18 protein-coding genes are annotated in these 22,319 nt (G+C 60.9%); 6 read left to right on the top strand and 12 right to left on the bottom strand.

The window, feature by feature from the left end; translation table 11 throughout:
* Window positions 1-44 precede the first annotated feature (44 nt).
* From tldD to mreB, 8 genes are all read right to left on the bottom strand, one after another.
* Entirely contained in the window at window positions 45-1,487 is a 1,443-nt protein-coding gene (gene tldD, locus PSEBG33_RS22425) for a metalloprotease TldD (RefSeq protein ID WP_005784814.1), read from the bottom strand.
* Between the two features lie 16 nt (window positions 1,488-1,503).
* Window positions 1,504-2,352: a carbon-nitrogen hydrolase family protein gene (locus PSEBG33_RS22430; RefSeq protein ID WP_005784812.1), complete on the bottom strand. Its 849-nt coding sequence runs from the start codon at window positions 2,350-2,352 to the stop codon at window positions 1,504-1,506.
* Window positions 2,353-2,400: 48 nt separating this feature from the next.
* Entirely contained in the window at window positions 2,401-6,216 is a 3,816-nt protein-coding gene (locus PSEBG33_RS22435; protein ID WP_005784811.1) for a YhdP family protein, read from the bottom strand.
* A gap of 78 nt (window positions 6,217-6,294) precedes the next feature.
* Window positions 6,295-7,752, bottom strand: coding sequence for a ribonuclease G (rng, locus tag PSEBG33_RS22440; RefSeq protein WP_003188562.1), 1,458 nt, complete (start codon window positions 7,750-7,752; stop codon window positions 6,295-6,297).
* Window positions 7,753-7,822: 70 nt separating this feature from the next.
* Window positions 7,823-8,419: a Maf family protein gene (locus PSEBG33_RS22445; RefSeq protein WP_005784808.1), complete on the bottom strand. Its 597-nt coding sequence runs from the start codon at window positions 8,417-8,419 to the stop codon at window positions 7,823-7,825.
* A 50-nt stretch (window positions 8,420-8,469) separates the two neighbouring features.
* Entirely contained in the window at window positions 8,470-8,958 is a 489-nt protein-coding gene (gene mreD, locus PSEBG33_RS22450) for a rod shape-determining protein MreD (RefSeq protein ID WP_003188558.1), read from the bottom strand.
* Window positions 8,958-10,064, bottom strand: a complete 1,107-nt coding sequence (gene mreC, locus PSEBG33_RS22455; protein WP_087945222.1) for a rod shape-determining protein MreC — start codon at window positions 10,062-10,064, stop codon at window positions 8,958-8,960. Before mreC ends, mreD begins: the two co-directional genes overlap by 1 nt.
* A gap of 139 nt (window positions 10,065-10,203) precedes the next feature.
* The gene (mreB, locus tag PSEBG33_RS26860) at window positions 10,204-11,241 is read right to left on the bottom strand and encodes a rod shape-determining protein MreB (RefSeq protein WP_002555108.1); all 1,038 of its coding nucleotides are present in this window, start codon (window positions 11,239-11,241) and stop codon (window positions 10,204-10,206) included.
* 210 nt (window positions 11,242-11,451) lie between these two features.
* Here mreB and gatC point away from each other — a divergent pair, with 210 nt between their 5' ends.
* From gatC to PSEBG33_RS22485, 6 genes are all read left to right on the top strand, one after another.
* On the top strand, window positions 11,452-11,739 hold the full coding sequence (gatC, locus tag PSEBG33_RS22460) for an Asp-tRNA(Asn)/Glu-tRNA(Gln) amidotransferase subunit GatC (RefSeq protein ID WP_005784804.1): 288 nt from the start codon (window positions 11,452-11,454) through the stop codon (window positions 11,737-11,739).
* A 16-nt stretch (window positions 11,740-11,755) separates the two neighbouring features.
* The gene (gatA, locus tag PSEBG33_RS22465; protein WP_005784802.1) at window positions 11,756-13,207 is read left to right on the top strand and encodes an Asp-tRNA(Asn)/Glu-tRNA(Gln) amidotransferase subunit GatA; all 1,452 of its coding nucleotides are present in this window, start codon (window positions 11,756-11,758) and stop codon (window positions 13,205-13,207) included.
* A 10-nt stretch (window positions 13,208-13,217) separates the two neighbouring features.
* The gene (gatB, locus tag PSEBG33_RS22470) at window positions 13,218-14,663 is read left to right on the top strand and encodes an Asp-tRNA(Asn)/Glu-tRNA(Gln) amidotransferase subunit GatB (protein ID WP_005784800.1); all 1,446 of its coding nucleotides are present in this window, start codon (window positions 13,218-13,220) and stop codon (window positions 14,661-14,663) included.
* A 99-nt stretch (window positions 14,664-14,762) separates the two neighbouring features.
* A complete protein-coding gene (locus tag PSEBG33_RS22475; RefSeq protein ID WP_005784798.1) occupies window positions 14,763-15,134 on the top strand; it encodes a septal ring lytic transglycosylase RlpA family protein in 372 nt (123 codons plus the stop codon).
* 26 nt (window positions 15,135-15,160) lie between these two features.
* Complete coding sequence (locus PSEBG33_RS22480) at window positions 15,161-16,240, top strand: calcium/sodium antiporter (RefSeq protein WP_005784796.1); 1,080 nt, start codon at window positions 15,161-15,163, stop codon at window positions 16,238-16,240.
* On the top strand, window positions 16,237-16,617 hold the full coding sequence (locus PSEBG33_RS22485; protein ID WP_005784794.1) for a carboxymuconolactone decarboxylase family protein: 381 nt from the start codon (window positions 16,237-16,239) through the stop codon (window positions 16,615-16,617). The genes PSEBG33_RS22480 and PSEBG33_RS22485 overlap by 4 nt, the downstream gene beginning before the upstream one ends.
* On the opposite strand, the gene PSEBG33_RS22490 is transcribed toward PSEBG33_RS22485, so the two are convergent.
* From PSEBG33_RS22490 to PSEBG33_RS22505, 4 genes are all read right to left on the bottom strand, one after another.
* Window positions 16,614-17,555 (bottom strand): AEC family transporter, encoded by a 942-nt coding sequence (locus PSEBG33_RS22490; protein ID WP_005784792.1) that lies wholly within the window; start codon window positions 17,553-17,555, stop codon window positions 16,614-16,616. The genes PSEBG33_RS22485 and PSEBG33_RS22490 overlap by 4 nt on opposite strands.
* Before the next feature lie 174 nt (window positions 17,556-17,729).
* Window positions 17,730-19,283: a galactarate dehydratase gene (gene garD, locus PSEBG33_RS22495; RefSeq protein WP_005784791.1), complete on the bottom strand. Its 1,554-nt coding sequence runs from the start codon at window positions 19,281-19,283 to the stop codon at window positions 17,730-17,732.
* Between the two features lie 10 nt (window positions 19,284-19,293).
* Window positions 19,294-20,658, bottom strand: a complete 1,365-nt coding sequence (locus tag PSEBG33_RS22500; protein ID WP_005784790.1) for an MFS transporter — start codon at window positions 20,656-20,658, stop codon at window positions 19,294-19,296.
* A gap of 170 nt (window positions 20,659-20,828) precedes the next feature.
* Complete coding sequence (locus PSEBG33_RS22505; protein WP_005784788.1) at window positions 20,829-22,274, bottom strand: aldehyde dehydrogenase family protein; 1,446 nt, start codon at window positions 22,272-22,274, stop codon at window positions 20,829-20,831.
* Window positions 22,275-22,319 lie beyond the last annotated feature (45 nt).

Raw genomic sequence — 22,319 nt, 5'->3', positions numbered from 1 at the left:
TCCTCTTCCCCGGGTGGCGGCCTTCGCCACCCGAAGCTCCGTCCTTACGACCCCGTGCCACCCACGGTGATCGCATCAATTTTCAGGGTTGGCTGCCCCACGCCTACCGGCACTGACTGCCCATCCTTCCCGCATGTGCCCACGCCGCTGTCCAGCGACAGGTCGTTACCGACCATCGAAACCTTGCTCATGGCCTCCGGCCCGTTACCAATCAAGGTCGCCCCTTTGACCGGCGCGGTAATCTTGCCGTCTTCGATCAGGTACGCCTCGCTGGTGGAGAACACGAACTTGCCGCTGGTGATGTCGACCTGGCCACCGCCCAGATTGGCGCAATAGATGCCGCGTTTCACCGAGGCGATGATTTCCGCCGGATCGCTTTCGCCACCGAGCATGTAGGTATTGGTCATGCGTGGCATCGGCAAATGCGCGTAGGACTCACGACGGCCGTTACCGGTGCGCGCCACGCCCATCAGGCGAGCGTTGAGCTTGTCTTGCATATAGCCCTTGAGCACGCCGTTTTCGATCAGGGTGGTGCATTCGGTCGGTGTGCCTTCGTCATCGACGCTCAGCGAACCACGGCGCCCGGCCAGCGTGCCGTCGTCCACGATGGTGCAGAGCTTGGACGCAACCATCTCACCCATTCGCCCGCTGTAGGCCGAACTGCCCTTGCGGTTGAAGTCGCCTTCCAGCCCGTGGCCGACGGCTTCGTGGAGCAACACGCCAGACCAACCCGAGCCCAGCACCACCGGCAAGGTGCCGGCCGGTGCAGGGATGGCTTCGAGGTTGACCAATGCCTGACGCAGCGCCTCACGGGCATAGCCCATGGCACGGTCGTCAGCAAGGAAGTAACGGTAGTCGGTGCGCCCGCCGCCGCCATGGCCACCGCGCTCGCGGCGACCGTTCTGTTCAACGATCACACTCACATTGAAACGCACCAGCGGCCGTACATCCGCCGCCAGCCCGCCGTCGGTGGAGGCAACGAGGATGCGCTCCCACACACCGGCCATGCTTACGGTTACCTGCTGGATACGCGGGTCCAGGGCACGGGTAGCCGCGTCCACACGCTTGAGCAGCTCGACCTTTTCCGCACGGCTGATCACTTCCAACGGGTTATCCGGCGCATACAACTGCGCTACATCCTGGGTGCTGAACGCCTGTACCGTGCCATTTTGCCCGGCACGGGAGATCGAGCGTGCCGCACGCGCCGCCAGGCCCAGGGCTTCAAGAGTGATTGCATTGCTGTAGGCAAAGCCGGTTTTTTCACCCGATTGCGCACGCACGCCAACGCCCTGATCAAGGTTGAAACTGCCTTCCTTGACGATGCCATCTTCCAGGGCCCAGGACTCGGAAATCTGTCCCTGGAAATACAGGTCGGCCGCATCGATACCTGGCCCGGCCAGGTCGCCCAGCACGGTCTGCAGACTTTCGATGGTCACGCCACCGGGCGCCAGGAGGTGTTCACTGACTGAGGACAACAACTCGCTCATAGGTTTGGCCTTAAATTCATCGTTCTGAAGCAGGCCGCTGCGCGCCCTGCGAGAAAAAGCGCCGGTGGTTCGCCACCGGCATGCGCGTCCGTATCGACGCTTGTTCACCGCTATCGCGTTCGGCCAGTAGCACCGCTTCGCCTTGATCCTGTTGCGCCAGCACCCGACCCCAAGGGTCGATGATCGCCGCGTGGCCAAAGGTTTCACGTGGGCCTGGGTGCACACCGCCTTGGGCCGCTGCCAGCAGGTAGCACTGGGTTTCAATGGCCCGCGCCCGAATCAGCACATCCCAATGGGCGGCCCCAGTCACCGCCGTAAAGGCCGAGGGCGCGGTAATCAATTCAGCCCCCGCAGCGCGTAATTCGCTGTACAGCTCGGGAAAGCGCAAGTCATAGCACACCGTCAGCCCCACGCGGCCCACTGGCGTATCCGCCACCACTACATTGCTTCCAAAAGCATAGTCGTCGGATTCGCGGTAGCGACCGCGAGCATCCGCTACGTCCACATCAAACAAGTGGAGCTTGTCATAGCGAGCGACGATTTCACCCTGATCATTGATCAGCAGCGAGCAAGCGTTGGCCTTGGCGTGGGGTTGGTCCCTGGGCGGCAGCGGCAACGTGCCGGCCACTATCCATAAGGTGAGGTCGCGGGCGGCCTGTTTCAACCATGGCAGGATCGGGCCTTCACCCAATGCTTCGGCGCGGCCAATGTCGGCCACGTCACGGCGTCCCATGGCGGCGAAGTTCTCCGGCAAAACCGCGAGTTTCGCGCCGTTTGCCGCCGCCTGCTCCAGCAGGCGGCGTGCCTGGGCGAGGTTGGCCAGCACGTCACTCTGGCTGACCATTTGGATTACTGCAAAGGACATGGGCCGACACTCCAGACAAGGCATGGGGCCATGCTACTCCACAGGCTCTCAGTTTGGCTTTTCAAATGGCTTGTCGAAGGTGATTTTCGGATCCTTCCAAGGGCCTTGCACCTTGTACTGCACACTGGCAAAGCGCGAAACCCGATCACCGATCAGCTTGTCGATCAGGAACAACGCACCACCGATGGCCGGCGCACCGACAATCAGCGCCGCGATAGGCAGGTTGTTGGTCACCGGCAACGTGACCAGCAGCTTGGCGTCGACGCGATCGGCGACCAGATCCAGGGTGCCGTTAAGCTCAAGATTGGTCGAGGGTCCGGTCATGGTGATGGGCTCACGGGTCACGAACACACCATTACTGGCGGCCAGCAAGCCCTTGACTCGGTCATAGCTCAAGCCTTTGCCAAACAGGTCGGAAAAGTCCAAACGCAAACGCCGGCCAATGGAGTTGAAGTTAAGCAGGCCAAACACCCGCAATGCCTGGGCGCCCCCTTCCACTTCAACGAACTGACCTTTACGGAATGCCGCATCCAGGCTACCGGAAAAGCGCTTGGGCCCAACCCAGGCCGGTGAGCCCGGCCAACGGCCATCCACGTCCAGATGGAAATCCTCACTGGTCACCGTAGGCGCAAAACCCCAGCCCTTGAGCACATCGGCGATATTTCTGCCATCGAGGCGGCCCTTGTACCAACTGCTGCTGGCGCCCGGCGCGCCTTCCCAGCCACCGGCGCCCTTGAGCAGCATCCCCTTGAGGCCCAGGTCCAGGTTATTGAAGGCCAGGCCCTTGGTGGTCGGACGAATCCGCAGCGACCATGCCCCTATCAGATCGGGGCCCTGGAACAGCTGGTCAATGGCGATGTCCAGTGCCGGGATGCTTTTGGGGTCGATATCGGCCAGCGGGTCCGGTGCGTTTTCGTCGGCCTGCGCTGTCGGGTCCACCGCGGGCAATTTGACGTACTTGAGGTTGATCGCAATCGGCGCGCCCTTGGCATCGGGCAGGTTCACCGTGCCCTTGGCTTGCTGGCTGTCGAGTTGCAGGCCCCAGGCAGCCGGCTTGCGATCAAGCTGCAACTTGACCTGGTCAAACCGGGTACCAAACCCGGTCAGCTTGCCTACCCTGAAGTCGGCGCTACTGAGCAGTTGCTTGGCATTGCCACCTGGGTCGTTACCCGCGTAGCGGTCCACGAGTTTTTTCCAGGGATCGATATCCAGTTCCGACAGCACGCCACGAATGCGCAAGCCCTTGGCCCCGGGCAACAGCGCGTCACCGTCGCCGAGGAACAATTCGCCACGGCCGTTATTGAAGTTGTCCGGCGGCGCCGCAAAGGTGAAATTCGCCAGCTCGCCGTAATCAAACCAGTAACGTCGCTCAGCGCCCTGCAACGTCATGCGAAAGGTGCTGTCACGTCCCTGGCTGGCCGGCATGCCGAACGGCGCCGGCAGATCCACCGCAACACCCTTGAGGTTGGAGTTGACCATCAACTGACTGTCCGCACCGTCCAGAATAACCTGCAACTGGTAAGGAATATCGCCGGATACCGGCAACGGCTGACTGACGTTCAGCCAATCCGTCAGGCGCTTGACCGCCACCTGGCCCTTGGCAGTCACGCGGGTGCTGATATTGCCCGGCTTGCCCTCGGCGAAGATCTGCGCAGTGACAGGTTGCTCGAATGCCCGGGCCGAGATGTTCTGACCGCTCAGGCCCTTGGCGCTATCGAAGCGAAAATCACCCTTGAGCTGGGTGAGGTCCAAGGGCGGCTCAGCCAATTGCAGGCGTGCCTTGTCGGTCTTGAAGTCCACCACGATCTTGGGCTCGGTGCCCTTGGCCAGGGGAACGTCGAGGTCCAGGCTACCTTGCAGGTCACCCTCGCCTTTCCAGCCGGCGAACGTGGACGCGGTACCGATGGGCGCTTCCTGAAGAATTTTCAGGCCATCACCCAAGCCACCGGAAAACCCGCCGGTGAGCAACAGATGACTGTCCTTGCCGGCCGGTGCGTGGGGAATATTGACGTACACATCCTTGACCCGGGTGTCGAGCAACTGCCCCTTGCTCGCCAGGATGCGCACGCCGCTTTCCTCGACGAACACTTCACCATTGACCTTGTTCACATGGGGCCAACCCGGCTGGAAGGCCAGTTCGGCATCATGCACCTTGAAGAACAGGCTGATATTGCGCGACGCAGGCAGGGCGTTGTGGCTCAGCGACCCCTGGTACTGGAAGAAGCCTTCATCCACTGCACCTTTGAGAATCGCCGTACGCAGCCACTCATCCAGCGCCGGGCTCAACACGGCTGGCAAGTATTTGGGGGTAAAACGGCCATCGCCATCGACCATGCCGACCCGCAGGTCCATGTAGTCTTCCTGGCTATGATCAAAATGCAGGCGAATCAGAAAGTCCGCCGCGACCTTGCCCTCTTCGCCCAGCACCTTGATGTACGGAGCGATCAGGGTGAAACCCTGTTTGTCGAGTTTCCAGGTCAGGCGTGCATTGGCCTGGATGTACTGCCAGGGCTTGGCGAAGATGGGGAACAGATGCAGGGAAAAATCCTTGCTGTCCATGCGCAGTTCGCCATGGCCCAGGTCGCCACTGATGCTGCCGGACACATTACGCGCGGCCGGCGCACCGAAATACGCGTCGAAACCGACGCGCTCAAGGTTCGCGGCAAAACTGACTTTCTGGTCGGTGGTGTCCTGAGGGCGGAAATCCACCAGCACATTACGCAACAAGCCAGTGGCCTTGAGATGCTCGACAGTCTTGGCGAAACCTTCGGGCAAGGGCGCCAAGGCATTGAGCAGCGGCGTGATCGGCGTCAGGTCAAGACGATCGGCCTGCAACTTCCACACTTCCTGTTCTTTATCGGTCGCAAGGCTTTGCTGCAATTGAATGCGCGACTCCCAGCGGGTGTCGCCAATGTTCATTGCCAGCGAATCGAACAGCACTTCAAGGCCCCTGTCACTGCGTTGCAGGTAGGCCGTCAGCGCCAGATTCTCCAGATGCACGGGCTTGCGGTCGGCGTAGCTGCCCTTCACTTGCGGCGAGTTGAGGCGAACCGCAGCGCTTTGCACGGTGCCTTTGGCCCAACTGAGCCAAAACTCACCGCCGGCCTTGAACTGCGTGAGTTTCCATTGCTGGGTCAGCCGGGCGGGAATCCATTTGGCCCAGTCGCTTTGCGGCAGGCTCAGGTAGCCGTCGATCTCTGCGTCCTTCCACTGGCTGGCGCGAATACGGCTACGCAGGCTGACAGCAAGCGGCTGGCCATCGGGCAAGGTCAGCCGTGCATCCAGACGCTGATGGCTCATGCCGGTATGCAGGCTCAGGCCTACATAGGTCACGGTCACCGGCGCCTGATCGAAGGGTTGCAAGGTAACTTGACTGTCCAGCACCGACACGCGCTTGATCATTTGCATGCGCGTCAGCAACTGTTGCGGGTCCAGCGGCTGGTCGTCCTGAACCGGCAAGCCTTGCAGCGTCCAGCGGCCGTCCTTGTCTTCCTTGACGCTCAGTTGCAGGCCGCTGACTTGAAGGTGGGCGATGCGCACTTCACGGGCCAACAGGCTGGCCCATATATCCGGCACCACTTCCACCTGGTCCAGGCGCAGGGCACTGCTGCCCTCGCCGACCATCACATCGTGGGCCAGCAATACCGGGGCAAACCCGCTCCAGCGGCCTTCAAGGCTGCCGATATGCAGCGGTGTATCCACTGCAGCCTGGGCCTTTGCTTCGATTTCGGCGCGATATTCGGCGACCAATGGGGTCAATTCACGCCCCAGGCTTACGTACACCGCCGCCAATACCAGCAGCAACGCACACAGGCCCAAGCCCCAGCGGGTCAAAGCGGCAAAAAAGCGTATCAGACGCTCCATGTCAGGCGACCCTCAAAAAACAGTTGGCGGACGGCGGATCAAGGTCCGCCGGTCTCGAATAAGGCAAGCAATTGGGGATCAGAGCAGCACCACGTCGTATTGTTCCTGGGAATACATGGTTTCGACCTGGAAGCGAATCGTGCGACCGATAAAGCTCTCCAGCTCCGCGACGTTCCCCGACTCTTCGTCCAGCAGGCGATCGACCACTTTCTGGTTGGCAAGCACTCTATAACCCTCGGCCTGATAGGCACGTGCCTCACGCAGGATTTCGCGGAAAATTTCGTAGCAAACGGTTTCCGGGGTTTTCAATTTACCCCGCCCCTGGCAACTGCTGCACGGCTCGCACAGCACCTGCTCAAGGCTTTCGCGGGTGCGCTTGCGGGTCATCTGCACCAGGCCCAGCTCGGTGATGCCGATGATGTTGGTCTTGGCGTGATCGCGCTCCAGCTGCTTTTCGAGGGTGCGCAATACCTGGCGCTGGTGCTCCTCATCTTCCATGTCGATGAAGTCGATGATGATGATGCCACCGAGGTTGCGCAGACGCAGTTGGCGAGCGATCGCCGTGGCGGCTTCCAGGTTGGTCTTGAAGATGGTCTCTTCGAGGTTGCGATGGCCCACGAATGCGCCGGTGTTGACGTCGATGGTGGTCATGGCTTCGGCCGGGTCCACCACCAGGTAGCCGCCGGATTTGAGCGGCACCTTGCGCTCCAGGGCTTTCTGGATTTCGTCTTCAACGCCATACAGGTCGAAGATCGGCCGCTCGCCGGGGTAGTGCTCCAGGCGGTCGGCAATTTCCGGCATCAGCTCGGCAACAAATTGCGTGGTGCGCTGGAAGGTTTCCCGCGAGTCGATACGGATTTTCTCAATTTTCGGGCTGACCAGGTCACGCAGCGTACGCAGCGCCAGGCCCAGGTCTTCATAGATGACGCTGGGCGCGCCAATGGTTTTGATCTGTGCGTCGATCTGGTCCCACAGGCGCCGCAGGTAGCGGATATCCATAAGGATCTCATCAGCGCCTGCGCCTTCGGCGGCGGTACGCAGGATAAACCCGCCCGCTTCCTTGATGCCCTCGGCAGCCACGCAGTCGCTGACCACCTTTTTCAGGCGTTCACGCTCGGCTTCGTCTTCGATCTTCAGGGAAATGCCGACATGGGCCGTGCGCGGCATGTACACCAGGTAGCGCGAGGGAATCGACAACTGGGTGGTCAAGCGTGCGCCCTTGGAGCCGATAGGGTCCTTGGTGACTTGCACCACCAGACTCTGCCCTTCATGCACCAGGGCGCTGATGCTTTCCACCGCAGGGCCTTCGCGCAGGGAAATTTCAGACGCATGAATGAATGCTGCACGGTCCAGACCGATGTCGACAAATGCTGCCTGCATACCTGGCAGTACGCGCACCACCTTGCCTTTATAGATATTGCCGACGATCCCACGCTTCTGGGTGCGCTCGACATGCACTTCTTGCAGAACACCGTTCTCTACCACCGCCACGCGCGATTCCATCGGCGTGATATTGATCAGAATCTCTTCACTCATGGCTGGGTCTCGTTCAGGCGTTTTCACAATAGTGACCGATCGCTCAAGGCTTGGCGCTGGAATACGGCGTTCAGCGCACGGTAAGGTTTTGCCAACAGGGTATGCCGAATTGGGCGAGCAGTTGCGCGGTTTCGCACACGGGCAGGCCAACCACCGCAGAATAACTGCCATTGAGGCCGGCAACGAACACCGAACCCAGGCCCTGGATAGCATAGCCGCCGGCCTTGTCCTGCGGTTCGCCACTGTGCCAGTAGGTTGTAGCCTCTTCGACAGAAACCTGGCGAAAACGTACAAGACTGCTTACATATCGAGTTTCGCAGCGCTGGCCGTCGGTGAGGGCAATCGCGGTGAGCACTTCATGCTCGCGGCCCGAAAGGGCCATCAGCATTGCCAGCGCGTCGGCCTGGTCCACCGGTTTGCCCAGGATCTGGCCGTCAATAATCACCGCCGTATCGGCGCCCAGGACACAGGCGCCGGAGGTTTGGCCAAGCGCAATAAAACCCGCCGTTGCCTTGCCGCGTGCAAGACGCTCAACATAGGCAACGGCAGGTTCGTGGGTAAGCGGTGTTTCATCAATCGCGGCGCTGACTAGGGTGAAAGGCACACCGATCTGGGTCAGCAGCTCACGTCGCCGCGGGGAGCCCGAGGCCAGATAAAGCGAAATCATTGCAGCCTCTCCCTGTTGGGTTCGATAACCAGGCAGAGCCTCGCAACCATTCAATTGATTTTATAGCGACGACGCAGCCCACGCAGGCCAAAACTGATCCAGGGCCACAGCAGTGCACTAACCAGGGCCGGCAAGACCAGCGCCAGCGTAGGCTGACGGTTGCCGGTCAAGGCGCTCAGCCACAGTTGTACCAGCTGCGCCAGACCGAAGATCACCAGGATCACCAGGCACTGCTGCCACATAGGGAACATGCGCAGGCGCTGTTGCAACGACAGCACAAGGAAAGTGATCAGGGTCAGGATCAACGCATTCTGGCCCAGCAAGGTGCCATAGAGCACATCCTCCGCCAAGCCCAGGCACATCGCCGTGACCATGCCCACCTTGTGCGGCAGGTTCAACGACCAGAACGCCAGCAGCAAGGCCAGCCAGAGCGGGCGCAGGATTTCCATGAATTGCGGCAGCGGCGAAACGCTGAGCAGCAAGCCAATGGCGAAAGTCAGCCAGACGATCCAGCCATTGCGCGAATGAGTACCGGCCATTATTCCTCCCTCTGCCGTGTGGTGGCCGGAGCGGTTGTCGCAGGCCTCGCAGGCGCGGTGGTCGCCGCCGGTTTAGCCGGGCGTGCACTGTGTGCAGCAGGCTTGGCTGGTGTAGCGACAGGCGCTGCGGTTGCCGGAACGGCCGGTGCGGCCGCAGGCGCAGGCGCAGGTGGCCCGACGAAAGCCGGTTTGGGCACAGTGGCAGGCACGACCGGCAGGGTACCGTTCTGCTTGTCTTCGGCTTCCTGGGCCTGGGCGGCGTCGTTGGCGCGCTCTTCCGGGGTGCGATTGTCGCTGAACACCAGCAGCAGGTAACGGCTGCGGTTAAGGGCGGCAGTCGGCACAGCCCGCACGATAGCGAATGGTTGGCCGGAATCGTGGATCACTTCCTTGACCGTCGCCACCGGGTAGCCGGCCGGGAAGCGCTGGCCCAGGCCGGAGCTGACCAGCAGGTCGCCTTCCTTGATATCCGCAGTGTCGGCAACATGGCGCAGTTCGAGGCGTTCGGGGTTGCCAGTACCGCTGGCAATCGCGCGCAAGCCGTTGCGGTTGACCTGCACCGGAATGCTGTGGGTCGTGTCCGTCAGCAGCAGGACGCGGGAGGTGTAGGGCATCAACTCCACCACCTGGCCCATCAGGCCACGGGCATCAAGCACCGGCTGGCCGAGGACCACACCGTCGCGCTCCCCCTTATTGATGATGATGCGATGAGTGAACGGGTTGGGATCCATGCCGATCAGCTCGGCCACTTCAACCTTTTCATTGACCAACGCGGAAGAATTGAGCAACTCGCGCAGCCGAACGTTCTGCTCGGTGAGGGCCGCCAGCTTTTGCATGCGCCCCTGCAACAGCAGGTTTTCAGTCTTGAGTTTTTCGTTCTCGGCGATCAGCTCGGTGCGGCTGCCAAATTGGCTGGCCACGCCCTGGTAGAGACGTTGTGGCAGGTCGGTGATCCAGTAGGTCTGCATCAACACCAGCGACATCTGGCTACGCACGGGCTTGAGCAGTGCAAAGCGGGCATCGACCACCATCAGCGCGACCGAAAGCACGGTCAGCACCAATAAGCGCACGCCCAATGAGGGGCCTTTGGCGAAAAGCGGTTTAATAAGCCGCTCCTCCCAGGCAAATGTTCTCTTTATTCATACGGCATCAAACCGGCCTGGATGCAGATTGAAGAAGATAAACGCCAACAGGCAGCACTGCAAAGTGCTGCCTGCCGACCAAGCATGAACCATCCAGGCAATCTTATTCGCTGGAGAGCAGGTCCATGGTGTGTTTATCCATCATTTCCAGCGCACGACCACCACCACGAGCAACGCAGGTCAGCGGGTCTTCGGCGACGATCACCGGCAGACCGGTTTCCTGGGCCAGCAGCTTGTCGAGGTCGCGCAGCAAGGCGCCACCACCGGTCAGCACCAGGCCACGCTCGGCGATATCGGAAGCCAGCTCCGGCGGCGACTGCTCCAGGGCACTCTTCACGGCCTGAACGATGGTGGCCAGGGACTCTTGCAGAGCTTCCAGCACTTCATTGGAATTCAGGGTGAAGGCACGTGGAACGCCTTCGGCCAGGTTGCGACCGCGAACATCGACTTCGCGAACTTCGCCGCCCGGGTAGGCGGTGCCGATTTCCTGCTTGATGCGCTCGGCGGTGGATTCGCCGATCAGGCTGCCGTAGTTGCGACGTACATAGGTGATGATCGCTTCGTCGAAACGGTCGCCACCCACACGCACGGATTCGGCATACACCACACCGTTCAGGGAAATCAGGGCGATTTCGGTAGTACCACCACCGATATCCACCACCATCGAGCCGCGGGCTTCTTCAACCGGCAGGCCGGCACCGATCGCAGCCGCCATCGGCTCTTCGATCAGGAACACTTCGCGGGCACCGGCGCCAAGGGCCGACTCACGGATGGCACGACGCTCAACCTGGGTGGACTTGCACGGAACGCAGATCAGCACACGAGGGCTGGGCTGCAGAAAACTGTTTTCGTGAACCTTGTTGATGAAGTACTGCAGCATCTTCTCGCAGACGCTGAAATCGGCGATCACGCCATCCTTCATCGGACGAATGGCAGCAATGTTGCCTGGTGTACGGCCGAGCATACGCTTGGCCTCGGTGCCAACGGCAACGACACTTTTCTGATTACCATGGGTCCGAATGGCCACAACCGATGGCTCATTCAGAACGATACCGCGCTCGCGCACGTAAATAAGGGTGTTGGCAGTGCCCAGGTCAATGGAAAGATCGCTGGAAAACATGCCACGCAGTTTCTTGAACATGGGAAAGGGACCCTAGGCAACGCGTGGGTAAAAAAGTGCGGCAAACTCTAACAACGACAGGGATTTTGGGCAAGGCGCCAATGTGCTAAATTGGCCGACTTTCTGTGCACCAACCCCCACAATCGCGGCCATATGACCGTAGAAATGCGGTAGTGTTCCGACAATCTAACACACGGACGCCTTCCGTTCTGTTTTCCACTGGAGAATCCCATGGCGCTTGAACGCTCCGACGTGGAAAAAATCGCGCATCTGGCCTCGCTTGGCCTCAATGACGCCGATCTTCCACAGACCACCGCAGCCCTGAACAGCATTCTCGGGCTGGTTGACCAAATGCAGGCTGTCGATACCGACGGCATCGAGCCCCTGGCTCACCCGCTGGAAGCCAGTCAGCGCCTGCGCGCAGACGTCGTGACCGAGCGCAATAACCGCGAGGCCTACCAGTCCATCGCGCCAGCGGTCGAAAACGGCCTGTACCTGGTTCCGAAAGTCATCGACTAAAGGGAAAGAGCCTTTCATGCATCACATGACTCTGGCCGAGATCGCCCGCGGTCTCGCCGACAAAACGTTTTCCAGCGAAGAGCTGACCAAGACCCTGCTTGCGCGTATCGCCGAGCACGATCCCAAGGTCAACAGCTTCATCAGCCTCACCCAAGAGCTGGCCCTGAGCCAGGCCAAGGCCGCCGACGCACGTCGCGCCAACGGTGAAAACAACCCTCTGCTGGGCGCCCCCATCGCCCACAAGGACCTGTTCTGCACCCAGGGCATTCGCACCAGCTGCGGCTCGAAGATGCTCGACAACTTCAAGGCGCCCTATGACGCCACCGTGGTCTCCAAGCTGGCCGCCGCCGGGGCTGTGACCCTGGGCAAGACCAACATGGACGAATTCGCCATGGGTTCGGCCAACGAGTCGAGCTACTACGGCACGGTGAAAAACCCGTGGAACCTTGAGCACGTGCCCGGTGGTTCGTCCGGTGGCTCGGCTGCGGCCGTGGCCGCACGCTTCCTGCCCGCCGCTACGGCGACCGACACCGGTGGTTCGATCCGCCAGCCGGCCGCGTTCACCAATCTCACCGGCCTGAAGCCGACCTACGGTCGCGTTTCCCGCTGGGGCATGATCGCCTACGCCTCAAGCCTGGATCAGGGCGGCCCTCTGGCACGCACCGCCGAAGACTGTGCAATATTGTTACAAGGCATGGCAGGCTTCGATAAACAGGACTCCACCAGCATCGATGAGCCCGTGCCGGACTACAGCGCCAGCCTGAATACCTCGCTCAAGGGCCTGCGCATCGGCGTGCCGAAAGAGTATTTCAGCGCCGGCCTCGACCCGCGTATCGCCGAACTGGTGCAAAACAGCATCAAAGAGCTGGAAAAGCTGGGCGCCGTGATCAAGGAAATCAGCCTGCCGAACAACCAGCACGCGATTCCCGCCTACTACGTGATCGCGCCGGCAGAGGCGTCTTCCAACCTGTCTCGCTTCGACGGCGTGCGCTTCGGCTATCGCTGCGAGAACCCGAAAGACCTCACCGACCTGTACAAACGCTCCCGTGGCGAAGGCTTCGGCAGTGAAGTCCAGCGCCGGATCATGGTCGGCGCCTATGCCCTGTCCGCCGGCTACTACGACGCGTACTACCTCAAGGCGCAGAAAATCCGTCGCCTGATCAAGAACGATTTCATGGCCGCCTTCGAAGAAGTCGACGTGATCCTCGGCCCGACCACGCCGAACCCGGCCTGGAAGATCGGCGCCAAGACCGGCGACCCGATCGCCGAGTACCTGGAAGACCTCTACACCATTACCGCCAACCTCGCGGGCCTGCCGGGCTTGTCCATGCCTGCCGGTTTCGTCGACGGCTTGCCGGTTGGCGTGCAATTGCTCGCCCCGTATTTCCAGGAAGGCCGCCTGCTCAATGTGGCGCACCAGTACCAGTTGCACACCGACTGGCACACCCGCACCCCTACCGGCTTCTGAGGAGAACACTATGCAATGGGAAGTTGTGATCGGGCTGGAGATTCATACCCAGCTCGCCACCCAATCGAAGATTTTCTCCGGTAGCGCCACCACGTTCGGCTCTGAGCCCAACACCCAGGCCAGCCTGGTCGACCTGGGCATGCCCGGCGTGCTGCCGGTGCTGAACCAGGAAGCGGTGCGCATGGCGGTGATGTTCGGCCTGGCGATTGACGCCGAAATCGGCCAGCACAACGTGTTTGCACGCAAGAACTACTTCTATCCAGACCTGCCCAAGGGCTACCAGATCAGCCAGATGGAACTGCCGATCGTCGGCAAGGGCCACCTGGACATCCCGCTGGAAGACGGCACCATCAAGCGTGTCGGCGTAACCCGTGCGCACCTGGAAGAAGACGCCGGCAAGAGCCTGCACGAAGAATTCCCCGGCGCCACCGGTATCGACCTGAACCGTGCCGGCACGCCGCTGCTGGAAATCGTCTCCGAACCGGACATGCGCAGCGCCAAGGAAGCCGTGGCCTACGTCAAGACCATCCACGCGCTGGTGCGCTACCTGGGCATCTGCGACGGCAACATGGCCGAAGGCTCGCTGCGTTGCGACTGCAACGTGTCGATCCGGCCGAAGGGCCAGGTTGAGTTCGGCACCCGCTGCGAGATCAAGAACGTCAACTCGTTCCGCTTCATCGAGAAGGCGATCAACAGCGAAGTGCGTCGCCAGATCGAATTGATCGAGGACGGCGGCAAGGTGATCCAGCAAACGCGCCTGTACGACCCGAACAAAGACGAAACCCGCGCCATGCGCAGCAAAGAGGAAGCCAACGACTACCGTTACTTCCCCGACCCGGACCTGTTGCCGGTGGTGCTGGAGGATTCGTTCCTCAACGACATCCGCGCCACCCTGCCGGAACTGCCGCAGCAAAAACGCGAGCGCTTCCAGGAGCAGTTCGGCCTGTCGGTCTACGATGCCAGCGTGCTGGCGTCCAGCCGTGAACAAGCCAACTACTTCGAAAAAGTCGTGAGCATTGCCGGCGACGCCAAGCTGGCGGCCAACTGGGTGATGGTCGAACTGGGCAGCCTGCTGAACAAACAGGGCCTGGAAATCGACGAAGCGCCTGTCACTGCCGAACAATTGGGCGGGATGCTGCTGCGCATCAAGGACAACACCATCTCCGGCAAAATCGCCAAGACGGTGTTCGAAGCGATGGCCGCGGGTGAAGGCAACGCCGACGAGATCATCGAGAAGCGTGGTCTCAAGCAAGTCACCGACAGCGGCGCGATTTCGGCCGTACTCGATGAAATGCTCGCGGCGAATGCCGAACAGGTCGAGCAATACCGCGCCGCAGACGAAGCCAAGCGCGGCAAGATGTTCGGCTTCTTTGTCGGCCAGGCCATGAAAGCCTCCAAGGGCAAAGCCAACCCGCAACAGGTGAACGAGCTGCTTAAAAGCAAGCTCGAAGGCTGATTGCGGTGAATGGTTGGAGCAGACTTCAAGGTCTGGCTCCAACCTGTGTGGGAGGGGGCTTGCTCCCTCTCCACATTTTTTATTGGGGATGTCCTGACAATGAAGCGTCTACTCGGCCTCCTGGCCTTGTCCTCCCTGCTGGCGGGTTGCGCCAGCGGCCTCATCGACCCCAACGGTTACGACGAAACCGGCACCGCCTCCTATTACGGCGCTAAACACCATGGCAAAAGAACCGCCAGTGGTGAACCCTTCAACCAGAACGCCTTGACCGCTGCGCATCGGCGCCTGCCCTTCGGTACGCGGGTCAAAGTGACCAATCTGAACAACGACCGATCGGTCGTGGTGCGTATCAATGACCGCGGCCCGCACACCCGTGGGCGCCTGATCGACGTTTCCCGCAAGGCTGCCGAGCAATTGCGTATGCTGGGCAGCGGCACCGCACGGGTTCGCGTGCAAGCCCTGAACAACTGATTGAGGCCGCCTTGAGTATTTTCGGATTGAACGCCCTTTCGCCCTGGAGCCTGCTCGAACTGGTCGGCGGCTTGCTGCTGTTGATCGTCGGCGCCGAGATCCTGGTACGCGCCGCCGTACGCCTGGCGGCCAGCCTCAAAGTGCGACCGCTGATCATCGGCTTGAGCGTTGTCGCCTTCGGCAGCAGCGCGCCGCAGATGGCCGTCAGCCTCCAGGCCACGCTGGCCGGCAATACCGATATCGCCGTGGGTAGCGTTATTGGCAGCAGCATTTTCAATATCCTCGTCACCCTGGGCCTGTCGGCGCTGATCATTCCGCTGCGGGTCTCGCGGCAACTGGTGCGTGTGGATATCCCGGTGATGATCTTCGCCGGTCTGCTGGTGTTTATCCTGGCCGCCAATGAAGTGCTGACACCGCTCGATGGTGTTTTGCTGCTGGTGGCGCTGGTGGCTTACCTTGGCGTACTGCACCACCAGACGCGTCATTCACGCCGCCCGCGCACCCTGGACACCGTGGCCAAGGCACCCTGGTTGAGCAGCGCGTTGCTGATGTTCGCCGGGCTATTGGTGCTGGTACTGGCCGGGCATTTGTTGCTGGGCGCCGCGGTGGAAGTGGCGGGCGACCTGGGCTTGTCGGAGCGCGTCATCGGCCTGACGCTCATCGGCGTGGGCACCTCGCTGCCCTGCCTTGCCACATCGCTGATCGCCGCCTTGCGCGGCGAGCGGGAAATTGCGGTGGGCAACGTGATCGGCAGCAACCTGTTCAACCTGCTGGGCGTGCTGGGCTTTACCGCGCTGGTGGCGCCGTCGCCGCTGTCGGTATCACCCAATGCCCTGGACTTCGATTTGCCGGTGATGCTCGGTGCCATCGTCCTGTGCCTGCCGGTGTTTTATACCGGCTACCGTGTGACGCGTATCGAAGGGCTGGTGCTGCTGGGGTTGTACCTGGCGTACGGGCTGCACGTAATGGCGTTCACCACCGGTATGCCCCTGGCCAACAAGCTTGAACAGTTGATGCTGTATTACGTCCTGCCGGCGTTGGTGGCTTTGCTGTTGTTCACCTCTGTGCGCGCCTGGCACCGCCAACACAAGAGGGAATCGAAATGACCGATCAGAAAAAACCCGGAGTTGAGGTACGACGCCAAGTCATGGGCGATGCATTCGTCGACCGCGCCCTGGGTAGTGCCACGGCGTTCACCCAGCCGCTGCAGGACTTCGTCAATGAACATGCGTGGGGCGCTGTCTGGAACCGCGAAGGCTTGCCGCTCAAGACCCGCAGCCTGATCACCCTCGCCGCCCTGACAGCCCCCAAATGCCCGCAGGAACTCAAGGGCCACGTGCGCGGTGCACTGAATAATGGCTGCACGGTAGACGAGATTCGCGAAGCGCTGCTGCATTGCGCGGTGTATGCCGGTGTGCCGGCGGCGATTGATGCCTTTCGGGCAGCGCAGGAAGTGATCGAAAGCTACCAGAAAGACGCCTAGATCCAGCCACCCGCCTGCAATACGAAAATCCCGATGTTGGTGGTCACCGCCGCCATCAACGTGGTGATCACGATAATCGCCGCCGCCAGCTCATGATTGCCTTGCGCCGCCCTGGCCATCACGAAGCTGGCCGCGGCTGTCGGCGCGCCGAAGTACAGGAACAGAATCCCCAGCTCCGGCCCGCGAAAGCCCAGCAACCAAGCGCCCAGGGTTGCGATCACCGGCAACCAGATCATCTTCATCAGGCTCGCACTCAACGCCATGTTGCCGCTCTTGCGCAGCGCGGCCATGGACAAGGTGCCGCCGATGCAAATCAACGCCAACGGCAGCGTGGTATCCGACAGGTACTGCAAGGACTTTTCGAACCAGCCGGGCAAGCTGATCTGAAAGTACGCGAACGGCGCCGCAACGATCACGCTGATGATCAGTGGGTTAGCCACCACACTCTTGAAAATGCTCCACGGGTCGGACTTGATCACCGGGCTGTACACCGCCAGCACAATGGTCGACAGCGTGTTGTAAAACAGGATCACCAGCGCCGCGAGGATTGCGCCCAGGGAGATCCCGTAGTCACCGTACATGCTGGCGGCGAGCGCCAGGCCGATCACCCCGTTGTTGCCGCGAAACGCACCCTGGGTGTAAATGCCCCGGTCTTCACGCTTGCAGCGAAAAATCGCCCAGCCCCAAGCCAAAGCAAAGCTCGCCAGGGTGGCGACGGCAAAATAGATCAGCAAACCCGGCTTGAGTGCCGCGTGCAGGTCGGCATGCAGGATGCCCAGGAACAACAGCGCCGGCATGGTGACGTTGAACACCAGGGACGAAGCGGTGTGGATAAAGTTGTCGTTGATCCAGTTGATGCGCTTGAGCAGCACACCAAGAAACAGCATGGCAAACACCGGCGCGGTGATGGTGAGGGTGGTAAGGAAGATTGCCAGCATGCCGGGGAGAACCTTGGTGGGCGTCGTTAGTTGGCTAATGATAAGCCATGCAGCCCGTGTCGTCTGGTCTACCGCTATCGGGAGCAAGCCCCCTCCCACATTTGAACGCATTCATTGTGTTGGAATGCGGACCAATGTGGGAGGGGGCTTGCTCCCGATGCAGGCGACTCGGTCTCAGGTAATCGGCGCCGGGTTGAACAGCGTAATATCGTTGTGCAACTTGTGATGCTCGGCCCACGTCTGCTTCCTGCCACTGGCCACGTCCAGGTAGAAGTGAAACAACTCCCAACCCAGTTCCTCGATGCTCGCGCGCCCGGTGGCAATGCGCCCGGCGTCGATATCGATCAGGTCCGGCCAGCGCTGGGCCAGCTCGGTGCGGGTCGACACCTTGACCACTGGCGCCATCGCCAGCCCGTACGGCGTGCCACGCCCGGTGGTGAATACATGCAGGTTCATCCCTGCCGCCAGTTGCAAGGTGCCACACACAAAATCACTGGCCGGGGTGGCGCAAAAAATCAGGCCCTTGCCCTTCAAGCGCTCGCCGGGGCCGAGCACGCCGTTGATCGCGCTGCTGCCGGACTTGACGATGGAGCCCAAGGACTTCTCGACAATATTCGACAGCCCGCCCTTCTTGTTGCCCGGCGTGGTATTGGCGCTGCGGTCTGCTTCACCCTTGGCCAGGTAACGGTCATACCAGTCCATTTCCCTGACCAGTTCCCGGGCAACCTCCTGGTTCTGCGCCCGGGAAGTCAGCAGGTAAATGGCATCGCGCACTTCAGTCACTTCGGAAAACATCACCGTCGCGCCGGCCCGCAGTAACAAGTCCGAGGCATACCCCAGCGCCGGGTTGGCGGTGATACCGGAAAACGCATCACTACCACCGCACTGCATACCCAGGATCAGCTCGCTAGCCGGCACGGTTTCCCGACGGCGCTGGTCGAGTTTCTTCAAGCGCACCTCGGCCAGCGCCATGATCTGCTCAATCATTTCGGTAAAGCCATGGCTGGAATCCTGCAGGCGATACAACCACGGCTCGCTCAGGTCCACCGAGCTGTCGTTATCGTGCATCACCTGGCCGGCCTGCAATTTCTCGCAGCCCAGGCTGATCACCAGGGCTTCACCGCCCAAGTTCGGGTTGCGCGCCAGGTTGCGCACGGTGCGGATCGGGATATAGGCATCCGTCGCCGTAATCGCCACGCCGCAGCCGTAGCTGTGGGTCAGCGCCACCACATCATCGACGTGGGGATACTTGGGCAGCAACTCATCCTTGATGCGCTTGACTGCGTGGTCCAGCACGCCGGTGACGCACTGCACGGTGGTGGTGATGCCGAGGATATTGCGCGTGCCCACGGTACCGTCGGCATTGCGATAGCCCTCGAAGGTGAACCCCTCCAGCGGTGCCTGGGTTTCAGGCACCTCGGTGGACAGCGGCAAGCTGTCCAGCGGTGGCGCGGTGGGCATGCGCAGCTGATCTTCCTGCACCCAACTGCCACGCGGAATCGGAGCCAAGGCGTAACCGATGGTCTGGCCGTAGCGAATAATCCGGCCGCCCTCGGGGATATCTTCCAACGTCACCTTGTGGCTCTGGGGTATGAACTCCACGGTGACCAGGCCGTCGGGAAATTCAGTGCCCGCCGGCACGCCCTGGTCGTTTACCACGATCACCACATTGTCGCGCTCGTGCAAACGGATCGAGCGCGGCGAGTCGGCATGTTCAATCAACTGCATCACACGAACCTCAGGAATGCGCTTGGGAAAGGTTGGTCAACTCAGGGCCTTTGGCGGGCGGCTCTTTGAGCACCACGCGCTTGATCGGGCCGACAATCACCAGGTAGCTGAACACTGCGACCAGCGCGTTGGCGCCGACGAACACCAGGGCCCATTTGAACGAGCCGGTAGTGCTGATGATGTAGCCAATGACAATCGGCGTGGTGATCGACGCCAGGTTACCGAAGGTGTTGAACAGGCCGCCACTGAGGCCGGCGATCTGCTTGGGCGAGGTGTCGGACACCACCGCCCAACCCAGTGCGCCAACGCCTTTGCCGAAGAACGCCAGGGCCATGAAGCCCACCACCATCCATTCGATGTCCACGTAATTGCAGGCCACGATACTGCTGGAGATCAGCAGGCCACCAATGATCGGCGCCTTGCGTGCAAAGGTCAGCGAGTGGCCTTTACGCAGCAGGTAATCAGAAATCACCCCGCCGAGCACACCGCCGATAAAGCCGCAGATCGCCGGCAAAGAGGCGATAAAACCAGCCTTGAGGATGGTCATGCCGCGATCCTGCACCAGATACACCGGGAACCAGGTCAGGAAGAAGTAGGTGATACCGTTGATGCAGTACTGGCCCAGATACACGCCGAGCATCATGCGGTTGGTCAATAACTGGCGTATGTAATCCCACTTCGGCCCGTCAGTTTTCTTACCCTTGCCCTTGTCCTGATCCATGTCGACCATCGCGCCGTTGGCAGCGATGTGGTTGAACTCGGCCTCGTTGATCATCGGATGCTGGCGCGGGCTGTGGATAACTTTCAGCCAGATCAGCGAGAACACGATGCCGATCACGCCCATCACGATAAACACATGCTGCCAGCCGAAGCGGTAGACGATCCAGCCCATCAATGGCGCAAACAACACCGTGGCGAAGTACTGCGCCGAATTGAAGATCGCCGATGCGGTGCCGCGCTCAGCCGTAGGAAACCACGCCGCAACAATACGGGCATTGCCCGGAAACGAAGGCGCCTCGGCCAGGCCCACCATGAAGCGCAGCATGAACAGCGCAACCACAGCAGTGGAGACGCCGAACTCACCGACATAGCCTTGCAGCACGGTGAACAGCGACCAGGTGAAGATGCTCAAGGCGTAGATTTTTTTCGAGCCGAAGCGGTCGAGCAGCCAGCCGCCAGGAATTTGCCCGGCCACGTAAGCCCAACCGAATGCGGAGAAGATGTAACCGAGGGTGACCGCGTCGATGCCGAGGTCTTTTTGCAGGCTGGAGCCGGCGATGGCGATAGTTGCGCGGTCGGCATAGTTGATCGTGGTCACCAGAAACAGCATGAGCAGGATCAAATAGCGGACATGGGTCGGCTTGGTCGCTTGCATGAAGAGGTACTCCCACTAATTATTTTTTTGCGGGTAATGATTTTTTGTTTTTCCTGTGGGAGCCGGGCTTGCCCGCAATGCAGACACCTCGGTGTGTCAGCAAGACCGAGGTGATGCTATCGCAGGCAAGCCAGCTCCCACATAAAGCCAGTGCCACAGGATGCTGCGTATTACGACCCGATATAGCTGGTCTTCACCACGGTGTAGAACTCTTGCGCATAGCGACCTTGCTCACGCGAACCGTAGGATGACCCCTTACGGCCACCAAATGGAACGTGGTAATCCACACCGGCGGTTGGCAGATTGACCATCACCATCCCAGCCTGGGAGTGGCGTTTGAAGTGGTTGGCGTACTTCAGCGACGTAGTGGCGATACCCGCCGACAGGCCGAATTCGGTGTCGTTGGCCATGGCCAGCGCCGCCTCGTAGTCAGCCACACGCACCACGTTGGCCACCGGGCCGAAGATTTCTTCACGGCTGATGCGCATCGCCGCTTCGCTGTCGGCAAACAAGGTCGGCGCCAGGTAATAGCCTTCGGTGTCGCAGGTCACCAGGCCGCCACCGCTGACCAGCCGCGCACCTTCGCTTTGGCCGATGTCGATGTATTTCATGTCCTGGTCCAACTGGGCCTGGGACACCACTGGCCCGATGTCGGTGCCGGTGCGCAACGCGTGGCCGACCTTGATCGACTTCATGCGCTCAGCCATTGCCGCAACAAACTGGTCGTGAATACCGGCGGTGACAATCAAACGGCTCGACGCGGTGCAACGCTGGCCGGTGGAATAGAACGCGCTCTGCACCGACAACTCCACCGCCTGCTTGAGGTCGGCGTCATCGAGGATGATCTGCGGGTTCTTGCCGCCCATTTCCAACTGCACTTTGGCCTGGCGCGACACACAATTGACGGCGATCTGACGACCCACGCCAACCGAGCCGGTAAAGCTGATGCCATCGACTTTCGGGCTGTTGACCAACACGTCGCCGACGACACGACCGCTGCCCATCACCAGGTTGAACACACCAGCAGGGAAACCAGCGCGAGAAATGATCTCCGACAGGGCCCAGGCGCAACCCGGCACCAGCTCCGCTGGCTTGATCACCACGCAGTTGCCGTAGGCCAGGGCCGGGGCGATTTTCCATGCGGGAATGGCAATCGGGAAATTCCATGGAGTAATCAGCCCCACCACGCCAAGGGCTTCGCGAGTCACTTCAACGTTGACGCCCGGACGCACCGAGGGCACGTAATCACCTGAAAGGCGCAGGCATTCACCGGCGAAGAACTTGAAAATATTACCGGCGCGGGTCACTTCGCCGATGGCTTCGGGCAGGGTCTTGCCCTCTTCCCGGGCCAGCAGGGTGCCGAGCTCTTCGCGACGGGCAAGGATTTCACTGCCGACTTTATCCAGCGCGTCGTGGCGCGCCTGGATACCGGACGTGGACCAGGCCGGGAAAGCGGCGCGGGCCGCGTCAATGGCCGCGTTGACTTGGGCTACGTCCGCTTTGGCATATTCGCCGATGACATCGGCCAAATCAGACGGGTTGATATTGGTGCAATAGTCGGCGCCGGTTACCCATTCACCGTTGATGTAGTTTTCGAAACGCTTTGCTTGGGACACAAATCTTCTCCTGACGCAAAAGGCCGCTGATTGCTCAGCGGCCTT

Origin of the sequence: Pseudomonas synxantha BG33R (genome assembly GCF_000263715.2) — a bacterium.
Lineage (GTDB): Bacteria > Pseudomonadota > Gammaproteobacteria > Pseudomonadales > Pseudomonadaceae > Aquipseudomonas > Aquipseudomonas synxantha_A.
Note: the sequence above shows the minus strand (reverse complement) of the source record. Positions and strands in the feature narration are given on the sequence as shown.